This is a genomic window from Pseudoalteromonas sp. Scap25 (assembly GCF_013394125.1).
Classification (GTDB): domain Bacteria; phylum Pseudomonadota; class Gammaproteobacteria; order Enterobacterales; family Alteromonadaceae; genus Pseudoalteromonas.
Genome location: NZ_CP041327.1, coordinates 905,613 through 918,834 on the forward strand (window position 1 = coordinate 905,613; position 13,222 = coordinate 918,834).

General features: G+C 39.5%; 10 protein-coding genes and 1 pseudogene. 4 read left to right on the top strand and 7 right to left on the bottom strand.

Annotation, left to right across the window (positions count from 1 at the left end):
- Nucleotides 1-3,021 (top strand): TonB-dependent receptor, encoded by a 3,021-nt coding sequence (locus FLM54_RS04130; RefSeq protein ID WP_178955351.1) that lies wholly within the window; start codon nt 1-3, stop codon nt 3,019-3,021.
- 240 nt (nt 3,022-3,261) lie between these two features.
- Nucleotides 3,262-3,653: pseudogene (locus tag FLM54_RS18805) on the top strand (IS3 family transposase); the annotation flags it as partial.
- Between the two features lie 60 nt (nt 3,654-3,713).
- On the opposite strand, the gene FLM54_RS04140 reads toward FLM54_RS18805, so the two are convergent.
- The 5 genes from FLM54_RS04140 to FLM54_RS04160 all read right to left on the bottom strand — a co-directional run bounded on the left by FLM54_RS04140 (nt 3,714) and on the right by FLM54_RS04160 (nt 10,298).
- Nucleotides 3,714-5,555 (bottom strand): methyl-accepting chemotaxis protein, encoded by a 1,842-nt coding sequence (locus tag FLM54_RS04140; RefSeq protein ID WP_178955355.1) that lies wholly within the window; start codon nt 5,553-5,555, stop codon nt 3,714-3,716.
- A gap of 161 nt (nt 5,556-5,716) precedes the next feature.
- Nucleotides 5,717-6,997 (bottom strand): glutamate-1-semialdehyde 2,1-aminomutase, encoded by a 1,281-nt coding sequence (hemL, locus tag FLM54_RS04145; protein WP_069440337.1) that lies wholly within the window; start codon nt 6,995-6,997, stop codon nt 5,717-5,719.
- A gap of 38 nt (nt 6,998-7,035) precedes the next feature.
- Complete coding sequence (locus tag FLM54_RS04150; protein ID WP_054202016.1) at nt 7,036-8,052, bottom strand: aspartate carbamoyltransferase; 1,017 nt, start codon at nt 8,050-8,052, stop codon at nt 7,036-7,038.
- Nucleotides 8,053-8,164: 112 nt separating this feature from the next.
- Nucleotides 8,165-8,599 (bottom strand): CopD family protein, encoded by a 435-nt coding sequence (locus tag FLM54_RS04155; protein WP_010391077.1) that lies wholly within the window; start codon nt 8,597-8,599, stop codon nt 8,165-8,167.
- Nucleotides 8,600-8,615: 16 nt separating this feature from the next.
- On the bottom strand, nt 8,616-10,298 hold the full coding sequence (locus FLM54_RS04160) for a chloride channel protein (protein WP_010391078.1): 1,683 nt from the start codon (nt 10,296-10,298) through the stop codon (nt 8,616-8,618).
- A 237-nt stretch (nt 10,299-10,535) separates the two neighbouring features.
- Here FLM54_RS04160 and erpA point away from each other — a divergent pair, with 237 nt between their 5' ends.
- Complete coding sequence (gene erpA, locus FLM54_RS04165; RefSeq protein WP_002958911.1) at nt 10,536-10,874, top strand: iron-sulfur cluster insertion protein ErpA; 339 nt, start codon at nt 10,536-10,538, stop codon at nt 10,872-10,874.
- Nucleotides 10,875-10,932: 58 nt separating this feature from the next.
- On the opposite strand, the gene FLM54_RS04170 is transcribed toward erpA, so the two are convergent.
- Complete coding sequence (locus FLM54_RS04170) at nt 10,933-11,121, bottom strand: hypothetical protein (RefSeq protein ID WP_138605633.1); 189 nt, start codon at nt 11,119-11,121, stop codon at nt 10,933-10,935.
- Between the two features lie 365 nt (nt 11,122-11,486).
- Here FLM54_RS04170 and FLM54_RS04175 point away from each other — a divergent pair, with 365 nt between their 5' ends.
- Nucleotides 11,487-11,726, top strand: a complete 240-nt coding sequence (locus FLM54_RS04175; protein WP_008111877.1) for a helix-turn-helix domain-containing protein — start codon at nt 11,487-11,489, stop codon at nt 11,724-11,726.
- A gap of 72 nt (nt 11,727-11,798) precedes the next feature.
- On the opposite strand, the gene FLM54_RS04180 is transcribed toward FLM54_RS04175, so the two are convergent.
- Nucleotides 11,799-13,175, bottom strand: a complete 1,377-nt coding sequence (locus FLM54_RS04180) for an AmpG family muropeptide MFS transporter (RefSeq protein ID WP_138605631.1) — start codon at nt 13,173-13,175, stop codon at nt 11,799-11,801.
- Nucleotides 13,176-13,222: the final 47 nt, after the last annotated feature.

Consider the following 13,222-nt stretch of genomic DNA (forward strand, 5'->3'; position numbering starts at 1 on the left):
ATGAAATCAATATTTAGGAAAAGTATAACGGCAATTGCCGTATCAGCATCCTTAGGCCTAGCATTACCTGCTGTGGCATCTGATGTAATAGGAACTGTAAATAATATTAATGATAATAGTTCTTACACTGTAAAAGTTAAAAACCCTGCAACTGGTTTAGAGCGAACTCTAAGTATTTCTAGTGAAGGTACCTTTCGCTTTGCCTCTCTGCCTACAGGTAGTTACGAGATACAAATATTAAAAGGCGATGCTGTAGTTGCTGAAGACCGCGTTAGAGTCTCTTTAGGTGCCAATTCAAAAGCTAACTTTGACCTAAACAGTTTCGATTCTTCTGGCCCAGAGGTAATTCAAGTTGTTGGTGCTCGTATTTCATCAATAGATCTTTCAACAGCTGATTCGGGCCTAGTTATTACAGATGCTGAAATTGACAGAATGCCAATTAATCGTGATTTAACATCAGTTGCATTATTAGCACCTGGGGCTGTAAAAGGTGATAGCGCATTTGGAAATACAGCGTCATTTGGTGGTTCTTCTGTTGCTGAAAATGCATGTTATATTAACGGGTTAGAAGTTACTAATACTCGCCAAGGCTTAGGGTGTGGCGAAGTCCCGTTTGAATTCTATGACCAATTTCAAGTTAAAACCGGTGGTTATTCAGCCAAGTTTGGCCGAGCTACTGGTGGTACTATTAATACAACTACAAAAGGCGGTACTAACGAGTGGGAATTTTCTGCTGTAGTTCAGTACCAACCTGATTCTTTGCAAGAAGAGGGCAGCATTTCTCGTGGCAATAATGGAGCAGGTCAAATTTTCAGAGATGAAAGCTATGACTCTGATAACAAGACTGACGTTACACTTGCTGTTGGTGGCCCACTTATTGAAGACACACTTTTTTTCTATGGTTTAATAAACCCGCGTGATACTGAGTCGTCTTATACTTGGGGTGGAGATGAATTTTCACCGAACGATCAGTACCGAGAAGAATCTGCATCTGGCGGAGATAATTTATTCTGGGGTGGTAAACTCGATTGGGATATTAATGAAAACCATCGCTTAAGCTATTTTGCTTATTCAAATCGTCGTGATATTGAGCGTTCTGTTTATGATTACAACAACGGTGTTATAGGCGACCGCAAAGATGGTGCATTACTTAAGCGTGGTGGCGAAGCGCAAAGCTTGAGTTACACAGGTGTACTAACTGAAGATTTAGTTGTCACAGCAATGGCTGGTACAATTGAGACTGAGTATGAAACGCAATCAGAAAACTTAATTTGCCCAAGTATTACAGATTCTCGTGGTACTTCTAATCCAATCACTGGTTGTGGTGCTGGTGGTAGCTTTGGTGCAAATAATGATGAAAATACTCAGTACCGCCTTGATATTGAGTATGTTTGGCAAGACCATCAGATTAGCTTTGGTATCGATTATCAAGAGCGTGAATCTGAGCGTGTGAGTCGTCCTATCGGTGGCCACAGTTATGATTACCGTACACTAGCGGCTAACGGCAGTTTTCAAGCTGATAATGGCGCATTAACAAACAATACTGGTAATGTATTGCAATACGTTGAAGATCGAGTATTTGATGGTGGCGGTAGCTTTAAGTCAGAGCTTACGGCTTATTACATAGAAGATAATTGGCAAGTAACAGATGATTTTGCGGTAACTGTTGGCTTACGTATAGATGAGTTTGATAGTTGGGGCACAACAGATAAGCTACTTACAAGCTTCAAAACGGATGTTGCTCCTCGTTTAGGTTTCACGTGGGATCCAACGAGCACTGGCGACACTAAAGTATATGGTACTTATGGACGTTATTACTTACCTGTAGCAAATAACACTATTTTCCGTGCAGCTTCTGGGGTAAGTGATATTACTACTGCTTACACGTATACGGGTGTTGATGCAACGACAGGAGCACCTACAGGTTTGGCTCCTTTGGCAGATACTCTTGGCTCAGGCGGTTTAGCAAACTCACAACAAGTAAGTGGTGTTCCGGTTATCCCAGAAAAAGATATTTTCCAAGCGCAAGAAGCCGAACCATTTTCAAAAGATGAATATATTTTAGGTGTACAGCAAGCACTAAATGATGAGTATACTGTTGGTATTAAAGGTGTTTATCGTGAAGTTGCTACTGCATTAGATGATTACTGTGGTCGTTATGCTTACCCATATTGTGTGATGATTAATCCTGGTTCATCTTCTAGCTGGTATAGTGATGGTTACTATTGGAATGGTACTGATTGGGGTGATTCAAGCTTTGATAACGACGGTGTTCCAGATGAAGGTTCACTAACGACTTACTCTGCCGACACTATTGGTTTACCTAAGGCTAATAATGAATATACCGCCGTAGAGTTTAACTTAAATTATCAGGCTGATACGATTCGTTACCAGTTTGGTTATACATGGGCACGAAGTGTTGGTAACTTTGAAGGTGCTGTTAAATCCGATATTGGCCAAGCTGATGCGGGTATTACACAAGACTTCGACTTCCCAGCTGTAATGGATGGCTCTCAGGGTTATCAACCTAATGATCGTCGTCATACATTTAAATTTTTTGGTAGTTGGGAGCCAGTTGAAAACTTGACTGTAGGTTGGAATGCAACATTACAAAGTGGTCGTCCTAAAAGTTTATTCGGCCAAGGTTACCCGTCAAAAGATCCAAATCTAAATGGTGGTTGGGGTGATACTTTCTACATTTACACAAATGAGTGTCCTGATACCAATGGTAATGGTGAATGTGAGCAAGAAGAAAAAATCTATGAGAAGCATGACCGTGGTACAAATGGTCGTACACCATGGACATTTAACTTAGATTTATCTGCTGCATATGACTTTACTGTTTCAGATATTGATATGAGAGCATCAATCAATGTGTTCAACATATTAAATAGTCAGTCAGAGGCTTCTTTGAATGAGCATTACGAGCAAAATGAAGGCGAAGTTAATGCTTACCATGACGCTGCTTACTCTTGGCAGACTCCACGTTATGTTCGTATAGGGTTTGAAGCTCGATTCTAAACTTTATATAGCATCACAATAATATAAATAATAAAAAAGCCCGAAAGGGCTTTTTTTATGCGAAAGCTTTTTTGTCCTGAAATGCGTTTACACATTTAGGATCTATTTATGAAGACCATTGAAATTAAGGGCGCTAAGCGTACCCAACGAGATTGTACATTAGGCTTTAAACTATCCGTTGTTAAGTAAGTAGAAAAAGGTGACTTCACACAAAAGCAAGCGCAAAGCATATATTAACGGTCATTAGTAACTGATAGTTATAGTCGGAGAATAATGGATTATGAGCTGAGTGATGAAATGAAAGCGCTATATATGACGATTAAGCATAGCGTTTTTAAATGTGACGCGATTCATCATTCAGATAGAGGTTTACAGTGTTGCTCTGAAGTATATCAAGATGAGTTATTTAAAAAGAGAATTAAGCCATCGATGACGGATATAACTGTTATCAAAACACCTGAGTAGAGCGTAGAAACGGGATATTAAAGTAATATTCCTACTGTATAAATGTTATACATGGTAGAGTTAAGCTGCTTGTTGAGGAGTTGATATTCATATAAAATGAAATGCGTTCGTACTTAAGTTTGGGTATGAAAATACCAAATCAAGTGTATAAAAAAACTTGGTACTGACACACCAAGCCCCTCATTAAAACCGTCAAATTATTTCAGGACGGGGCAATTATTAATTTTTTAAGATTTAAAAAATTGCATTGATTTAGTCAGATCATCCGATAGTTGCTGTAATCGCTGAGCATCCTGTAAGGAAGACTGTGCCGAACTAAGCGTATGATTAGCTAGGTTACTCACCTCCTCTGAGTCGCCTAGAGCTTGTGCCGTAGCTTGTGATTGCTCTTTTACTCGCAGGGCTATTTCTTCTCCTTGTTGTTTAATCATATTCATACTGTATTCTGCATCTTGTAACACTTGATTTGTTTGTGTTGCGGCATCAACAGATTGCTCCATTTTTTCTACACTAGAATGCATTTTTTGCTGTGTATCTTCAGATGCTTGTTGCAACGAGCTAATAATTTGATGTATTTCTTGGGTTTGCGTTTGTGTGCGTTTAGCGAGTGTCCTTACTTCATCTGCAACAACTGCAAAGCCACGGCCATGCTCTCCTGCGCGAGCGGCTTCAATAGCGGCATTAAGTGCTAGCAAGTTGGTTTGCTCGGCTATTTCACTTATCCCTTTGCTTACTTTGCTTATTTCTTGGCTATCTTGGGCAAGCTTATTAAGCGATTGCTGGCTGTGTGTAAATTCAACTTTTAAGTCCTGCATGTATTTAGCCAGCTCCATCGTGTTATCTGCGCCTTGTTTAACATGTTTTGTTGCTTTTTGAGCTGTGAGCATTGCCTTATTAGCTGAGTCCTCAACGCTGTGTGCGCTATGGCTCATATTACTTAGGGCTGAGTTAATAGCATTAACGCGGTTTTGCTGCTTTTCTACATCCTGACTCGTTTGGCTACTTACATGAGATAAGGAGTAGGTTGCATCAGATAGTGAATGTGTGCTGCTTTTAACCTTCTCTAATAGCTGTGTAAAAGCACGTAATAAAGCATTGTACCTTTGGGCAATGATGTCCATTTCATCGTGAGTACTTGAATTGATCTTCGAGTTTAAATCGCCATTGGCTGCTTGCTCTGCACAAAGAGCAAATTGGGTAATAGTATCAACTACAACAAAGTAAAAGCCGACCATAAGATATAAAGCAAATAGCAAACTGATCACAGAGGCCGCTAATACTAAGTTGCGTATCCACAATTGTGAGGCGTATTTTTTTTCAATAAGACTCTCAAGAGTTGGGATACTTTTTTCAATTAGCGTATTAATACTCGTGTTTACATTGTTAGTGAGCTTCGCAAATTCTGCTTTTGTTAAGGCTATGTTGTCAGGTTCGAGTAATTTTTTTTCTATGGCGTTTTTAAATGTATTGATTGCGCTGTGTAATTGTTTTAGTGGCGCAGATAAGGCTTCGCTCACGGTGCTATCAGCATCGGTTGCCACTTTAAGTGTTTTATATAATTGATTTTCATAAAGGGGTAACGATTTATTTAAGTTAGATAGCGCAATAAAGGTTTCAGGAGTAAATCGATTATTATCGATCACAGTGTTTGCACTTCGTGTTAGTAAGTTAATTTGGACAATTAGCGAGGGTAAAGGCAGTACTAATGAGCGGTTAAGGTAGGAGCTTGCAAGCTGGTTATCTAACGCTAAGTTAGATTCAATAGAAATAAACTCGAGTATATCCTGAGTTTTAGTACTATTGATTTGATAGCCTAACGCACGCGCAACTTGTGGATTTTTATCTGTGTTGCCATCTATTTGGTTACTTAAGATGCGATGGTAACCTTTTAAGCCCTGTTGCTGCATTTGCGAAACACTAATACTGTTACCTAGCAAAGACACTAAAAAAAATAAGCTCAGCGCTAATGGTAATAATAAAATTCCAAACACAACACTAATTTTTGTTTTATATTTTAAATTTGCCATGAGTGTGATGGCGGGGGCTGCTAAGTGTCTTAATCCTGACATAGTTTTCTCTTATAATTGATTTAGGCTACATAGACCGTATAAAGTCTAATTATTATTCAAATATAAGCGTTTACAAATAAAAAAAGCCCTTTCGGGCTCTTTTTCAATTTTTTATTATTAATTTGTGTTTTATACGTAATTAATAACGTTATAAAGTGTACTTATAGCTTAGCAAAAGCGCGCTCTGCCGCTTCAATTGTTGCTTGAACTTCTTGCTCTGTGTGCGCAGCACAAACAAAACCAGCTTCAAACGCTGAAGGTGCTAAATAAACTCCTTCTTCAAGCATTAAGTGGAAGAACTTTTTAAAGCGCTCTAAATCACATTCAGTGGCTTGTTGGTAAGTAGTTACTTTTTCTGCATCAGTAAAGAAAAAGCCATACATGCCGCCAGCGTAGTTAGTCGTTAAGGCAATGCCTGCTTTCTTAGCTGCAGCTTCAAAGCCTTCACAAATCGCTTTACTAATAGCTTCTAATTTTTCGTGAACGCCAGGTGCACTTAGTAACTCAAGTGATTTTAAGCCTGCAGCCATAGCAATTGGGTTTCCTGAAAGTGTACCCGCTTGATAAACTGGGCCTACAGGTGCGATGTAATCCATAATTTCTGTTTTACCACCAAACGCGCCTACTGGCATGCCACCACCAATTACTTTACCTAAACAGGTTAAGTCTGGTTTGATGTTGTAGTAAGCCTGAGCGCCACCAAGGGCTACACGAAAACCTGTCATTACTTCGTCAAAAATAAGCACAGATTGGTACTGATCACAGACTTCACGCAGTCCTTCTAAAAAGCCAGGTACTGGTGGGATACAGTTCATGTTACCTGCAACTGGCTCAACAATAATACACGCGATTTCATCGGCGTATTTAGCAAAAATCGCTTTCACTTCTTCAATATTGTTAAACGATACCGTGAGTGTGTGCTTAGCTAAATCTTCAGGAATGCCCGGAGAGTTAGGTACACCCATAGTTAATGCACCAGAGCCGGCTTTTACTAGCAGTGAATCTGCATGGCCGTGGTAACACCCTTCAAATTTTAAAATTTTGTCACGACCAGTAAAACCACGAGCTAAGCGAATTGCACTCATTGTTGCTTCAGTACCTGAGCTTACCATACGTACTTTTTCGATAGATGGGACTAGCTCTTTAACTTTTTCAGCCATTAAAATTTCAGCTTCGGTAGGTGCACCGTAGCTTAAACCATTTTCTACCGCATCATGTACTGCTTGTTTTATTTCAGGGTGATTGTGGCCCATAATCATTGGACCCCAAGAGCCCACATAATCAATGTAACGGTTGCCATCAGCATCAAATGTAAACGCGCCCTGTGCTTTAGTAATAAACAGCGGAGTACCACCTACACCATTAAAAGCACGCACTGGTGAATTTACGCCACCAGGAATAGAGTCTTGAGCTCGTTTAAATAAGTCTTGGCTAATTGTCATGAAAAATCCTATTGTTTTATCACTTTAAAATTAAAAGCTTAGCTATCGCGTTTGCGGCTAAACCAAGGAACGTCTACTTCATACTGCTCGACTTTGTTTTCTACGCCGAGGGTTAAAGCAAACAGCGCCATACGAATAAGTACGCCATTTTGTACTTGGCGGAATATTGCTAGATTGTCGTTAGCATTTAAGTCATTATCAAGTTCGTTTGCCTCTAAACGGCTATCGCGAGGAAGCGGGTGCATTAACACCGAGTTCGGTTTGCAATGGGAATTGTAAATAGACTGGCTAATTCTAAATCCACCACGGTATTTATTAGCTTCCTCTTGAGACGGAAAACGCTCTTCTTGAATGCGTGTTTGATAAACAATATCGGCCGCTAAGTTACCTTCCATTTTATCAACCAGTTCAATTTTATGCCCTGCATTTTCAACGACAGATAAAATTGAGTCAGGCATTTGCAAGCCATTAGGGGCAACCATTGAAAAGCGAATGTTTTTGTAATGACATAGTAGCTTTGATAGCGAGTGAACGGTTCGGCCATATTTTAAATCGCCGACTAGCGCAATGTGCATACCATCAATATTTTGATCGAAGCGGTTAAGCTCTCGCTCAATAGTTAATAAATCAAGCAGCGCTTGAGTAGGGTGCTCATTGGGTCCATCGCCACCATTTATTACTGGTACGCTGCAACCTGTTGCAAATTCAGCTACCGAGCCTGAGTCTGGATGGCGCATTGCAACCGCATCAGCATAGGCTGAAATAACACGTGCGGTATCATATAGTGACTCGCCCTTAGCAAGCGCAGAGCTTTGCATACCGGTGGTTTCACGAACCAGTCCACCGAGTAAGTTAAACGCAGTGCCAAAACTAACACGAGTACGCGTACTAGGTTCAAAAAATAGATTTGCTAAAATAGCGCCTTCAAGCACATTGGTACGCTTTTGTTTTTTTGCGTATGGCTCCATTTTTTTTGCTACAGCAAATATGCGTTCAATACAGTCTCGATCGAGTTGATTAACAGAGAGTATATTTTCACCTTGGAAACTGAACATGGGGTTATTCCTAGTTATTCAAAAAGGCGCGATAATCCATAAAGGAGCACGCAATCGCGCGTATTATACAAACTTAGTTTGCGACTTGGCAGTGTAATTTATAATCCTGTATTTAAAAGCTTGGCTTAATAATGGCTAAAGCAACTATAACGAGTAACGCTAAAACAGGTAGCTCGTTGAAAATTCGGTAAAACCGATCGCTTTTTGTATTTCTATCGTGTTTAAAATCAGCTAATAATTTGAAACAGTAGCCATGATAAATATATAAAATGATTACCAGCACTAGTTTATAATGCAGCCACATACTGTAACGAAACCATTCGCGGCCGTATTCAACAATAGTTAATACGCCAAACACTGCGGTAAGCACAGCAAAGGGGGTAACAAAATAAAGCAGCCGACGTTCCATTACTTTTAGCATTGAGTTACACGATTTTTCTTCACTCATAGCGTGATAAACAAAAAGTCGAGGTAGGTAAAAAATACCGGCAAACCAAGCAATCATAAAAAATACGTGCAAGGTTTTGTAAATTAATAATGCGCTCATACTGTTCTCATTATTGTTAAAGTAAACTGTTACGTATGGTTAGAATATGATGGATTTGATCCCACCGTAGTAATCCCATAATTTGTTGATTATCTAATAAGTTATATACATAAAGTGCACCACTGCGTTTATCATTTAAAATTTCAAAGGCATCTGCAAGAGTGGCCTGGCTGCTGATACCTTGTAAGCTAATGTACTTTATATTGACCGCCTGATCAGACATTAAACTTAAGTCATATTCAGCTAGGCGATAACCATTTTCCTCGTCAAACACAATTAACGGTGTTTGGCTGTCCATGGCATCTAGACTGTTTTTTATTTGCTCTTTATCATCGGAGTAGAGCAGTTTAAAGTCTTCATCCATGTCATCCATCACCCCTACTTTTTGTAATGCCTCAGTGGCCGGAGATACATGGTAAGGTAATCCCTGAAAGTCTAATTGCTGTAAAAATATAGAGCGGTTACCAAACACCTGCAAAGCTGTAACGTAGGCGGTGGTAATGACGATCATCGCCGGTACAATAATTTCCGGTGAAGAGGTCAGCTCCATCACGGTAGTTAGTGCCGCTAAGGGAGAGTGCAATGTGGCAGCTAGTAAGCCTGCCATGCCGAGCACCCCATAAGTACCAGCTATGTCAGTTCCTGGGCTAATAAACTGGGCAAAAAATGCCATTAAAGTGCCGGTTAAAACGCCAAGTCCAATAACCGGACCAATTAACCCACCAGGAATACCTAAGCCAATAGCAAACAAGGTGGCTAATAACTTAGCAATTAAAATAGTGGTAAGTAGTTGCATGTTTTCAGGTGACTCTACAGCAATGGTTATCGCACTCATCCCTGAGCCCATAGCTTGTGGAACTGCATAGGCAATTAAGCTGGCAATACACCCTGCAATTATTAAACGAGGAAACATACTTAGTGGTTTAAAGGTTTTAATAATCAGCATTAAGTTTTGATTAAAAGCATAAGCCACCGCGCCCAGCCCCATGCCGCACAAAATTAAATAGGGGTAATGCCACCCACTTAAGGGGGCGATGCTTATTAGCGCAAGTTCTGAGCCTTCACCAAATACAAATTGAGTGGCTAATGCACCGGTAACGGCTGCGAGCATTATCGGCACAAAAATATGCACTTTGTATTCTCTGAGCACCACTTCCATTACAAAAATAACCGCAGCAAGCGGGGTATTGAACGACGCAGCAATTCCCGCGGCAACGCCACAACCACTGAGGGTACGCATAGCGTTGTGAGGTAAGTGTAATTTATTTGCTAATATGCTCGCCCCTGCTGCTCCCATGTGAACTGATGGGCCTTCGCGGCCAACAGAAAAACCACTGATCAGTGCCAGCGCACCACCAACAAACTGATTAACCGTGTTATACAGTGGCATTTGCCCGTAATGGCGCTTGATTCTGTGTATTACAAAAGGAATACCTAAGCGGTAATGTTTAAAGCCAGTGAAAGCCGCAAATGTAGCTATTAATAACGCTGCAACTAAAGGCATTAATACCCGTTCTAAAGTGGGTAGGGTGGTAAAATCGTCAGGGGTTTCTAGAAATAAACTTTGGAAAAATAAAATGGTTAAGCGGAACAGTATAATAAAAAATGCAGCAATTAATCCGGCACTTACGCCTAATAAGCATAATTGTACGGATGTTTTTGGTTTTGCTAATCGACGTCTCAGTCGCTCAAGCCACATGCTTTATTTCCCCGTAGCATTTTTAGGCGTCAAGTTTATCAAAATAGTCTAGGGAAGTCCTTGAGATTTTTAACAACAGATTAATTTAAATTTAATTTATACTGCACCTATTCACAGAGTGAGCTAAACAAGCCATGTTAGCATTGGAGCGTAGAAGCAGGATTAACTATACTTGATTAAAACACTCAGGTATTAGATAATCTCGCGCATTAGTATTAAGGTATTGAGGGTTATAAGATGTCTGAAGAATTACCCATTAAGTTTAGCGACGCAGCCGCTGTGCGTGTTAAACAGTTAATCGACGAAGAAGAAAACCCAGATCTAAAACTGCGTGTTTATGTCACAGGCGGTGGGTGTTCAGGTTTTCAATACGGTTTTACTTTTGATGAAAAAGCGAATCCTGGCGATTTAGAAATTGTTAAAAACGGGGTTACCTTAGTCATTGACCCTATGAGTATCCAATATTTAGTTGATGGCGAAGTTGACTACACCGAAGGATTAGAGGGGGCGCGTTTTTTTGTCTCAAACCCTAATGCGACCACTACATGTGGTTGTGGTGCTAGTTTTAGCGTATAAAAATATCGTTATCCAAAAAAACCGCTTAATAAGCGGTTTTTTTATATGTTCAAAAAAATTATAACTCAGTTGGGCTGTATTCTGTTATTTGCATCATTAACACAAAAAAACCAAGTACAAACGTTGAGAAAACTAAAATATAGATAAATCCTTTTTTACCCTGTTTTATTGGAATTGCATAATGGCGTAAAAAAAAGTACCAACCTAAGCACAAAATAATAGGCAGTAAAAAGAGTAGTCTAAACATGATTTAACCTCTTTAAGTTAGGGTCAATAGACCTTAATAATAAACAGCTTATATTTAAATGAAACAAAAAAGTTATAAAATATTTAACCTTATTCAGACTTAGTAAATATTTGTTGTTAGACTTTAATCGCAGAATTACTAATTAATCATTCAGATCAACGGTGAATGGTATATAATGTATCCAAGAATGAGACGGGCAAGGTTTCATTTTTACAATAATAAAGAGTTAATACATATTTAAGAATCTTTTTTGTTTAAATTGTAAGCGTTTACACTGTGTCTTAGTTAGTCTCAGTGGGCTTACAATGTTGACGGCATTGAGCACTTTGCAATATGTATAGTTAAACAACGAGTAGGAGTTGTATATGATGGGTAAAACCGTATCTTCGGAAGAAAATGCAAAGCTAACAAAGTGGCTTAAAACTAAGCGCCATGAAAAAGGCTACACAATGCGCAGCTTAGCGCAAATATTGGGTACGCCACATTCTTTTATAGGCAAAATAGAAAACCAAGAACGTCGCTTAGATGTGATTGAGTTTGTTCGCTATTGCAATGCATTAGAAGTTGACCCGTATGAAGCATTAAGCTTAATTAAAGCTGATTAACGCTTTTAGGCTGTAATCGTAAAGTTAAACCTAACGTCTACAGCTAATACTAATGCAGGGATGCATTAGGTATTACCTATTATGATAATTTTGCTCTAATAAATATAGTTTGTGCCTAATTAGATATAAAAATATCAATGAAGGTAAAACCATAAGCGCTGTTAATACAAAAAATAATGACCAATTCCCCATCAGCCAATCATCAATAACTACGCCACTATAACTCGATAATAACGTACGCCCTAAGTTACCCAATGATGCTAGTAGCGCATAATGAGTAGCGCTAAATGCTCTGTCACACAGCATAGATATAAAGGCAACCATCGCCACTAAAGACCAAGCTTGGGTAAAGCCATCAACTACAATTGCCATTGCATATAAGTGTTCCTGCGGTCCTGCTAAGGCAATCCAAGAAAACATTAAGTTAGATGCAGCCATGGCGATGCCACTTATAAATAGGCCTTTTACTATGCCATATTTGTGGTTAAAAATACTGCCTAAAAAGGCAAATACGATAGTGATTAAACCCGTGCCTAGCTTGGAGTAATTTGCTATTTGGGTATTACTAAAGCCCACTTCCTTATAAAATACAATCGACATTCGTGCTAAAAATGCTTCACCAATTTTAAATAAGAAAATAAACGCCAGCAGTGCTAGTGCAGTTTTAACCCCATTTTTAGCAAAAAAGGTTTTAAATGGGTCAACCACGGTGACACCCAGCCATGCGAGTATTTTCGTTAGTGGTGTTTGTTTGCTTGCCGCAAGCTTTTCAAGATAAACACGCTCTAGCTCGGCATGAACAGCTTCACGGTTTGATTTTGGTTCTTTAGCCCAAAACACACAGCTAATTAATAACAGCATAATCGCAGATAAAAAATAATAGACCTGCGGCCAGTCTATGTTTGGCATATCAGCCATATAAAAGGGCACAGCCCCTAATAAAGCATAACCTGTCCACCAACCTGATGTAGCCATTGCGGCGGCTGCGGTGGCTTTGTGAGATTCATTTTCACTAAGAGTGTCTATTCGAAAAGCATCTATAGCAATATCTTGCGTTGCAGAGGCTATGGCGATCAGCAAGCAAAGTGCGGCGGCAATCGCTAGGTTTGCTTTTAGATCAAGCCCTGCAAGTAGTAACGTGCCAAGCAAAATAAAGCTTTGGCAAAACAAGATCCAACTGCGGCGCTGACCAAGCCAGTTGTACAAAAAGGGCAGTTTAGTGCGGTCTATTAAAGGCGACCATAAAAAATTGATACTGTAGGCACCAAACACAATGCCAAATAAGCCTATCATGCTGCGACTCAAACCTTCATCTTTAAGCCAAGCCGACATTACCGAGCCAATTAACACCCACGGAAAACCACTGCTCATTCCAAATATAAAAACATTAATTAAACGTTTATCTTTAAAATAAGAAAAATATTCGCGAACAGAAAGTGTGCTATTCATAGGGGCTCATTGGCTCATAGAAAGAGCAGCCAAAGCTGCTCTGATAA

What these genes read in the sequence shown, in the direction of transcription:
- FLM54_RS04170 (WP_138605633.1), bottom strand. Translation starts at nt 11,121, where the DNA reads ATGTTTAGACTACTCTTTTTACTGCCTATTATTTTGTGCTTAGGTTGG.
- FLM54_RS04175 (WP_008111877.1), top strand. Translation starts at nt 11,487, where the DNA reads ATGATGGGTAAAACCGTATCTTCGGAAGAAAATGCAAAGCTAACAAAG.
- FLM54_RS04140 (WP_178955355.1), bottom strand. Translation starts at nt 5,555, where the DNA reads ATGTCAGGATTAAGACACTTAGCAGCCCCCGCCATCACACTCATGGCA.
- FLM54_RS04130 (WP_178955351.1), top strand. Translation starts at nt 1, where the DNA reads ATGAAATCAATATTTAGGAAAAGTATAACGGCAATTGCCGTATCAGCA.
- FLM54_RS04160 (WP_010391078.1), bottom strand. Translation starts at nt 10,298, where the DNA reads ATGTGGCTTGAGCGACTGAGACGTCGATTAGCAAAACCAAAAACATCC.
- FLM54_RS04180 (WP_138605631.1), bottom strand. Translation starts at nt 13,175, where the DNA reads ATGAATAGCACACTTTCTGTTCGCGAATATTTTTCTTATTTTAAAGAT.
- erpA (WP_002958911.1), top strand. Translation starts at nt 10,536, where the DNA reads ATGTCTGAAGAATTACCCATTAAGTTTAGCGACGCAGCCGCTGTGCGT.
- FLM54_RS04155 (WP_010391077.1), bottom strand. Translation starts at nt 8,599, where the DNA reads ATGAGCGCATTATTAATTTACAAAACCTTGCACGTATTTTTTATGATT.
- hemL (WP_069440337.1), bottom strand. Translation starts at nt 6,997, where the DNA reads ATGACAATTAGCCAAGACTTATTTAAACGAGCTCAAGACTCTATTCCT.
- FLM54_RS04150 (WP_054202016.1), bottom strand. Translation starts at nt 8,052, where the DNA reads ATGTTCAGTTTCCAAGGTGAAAATATACTCTCTGTTAATCAACTCGAT.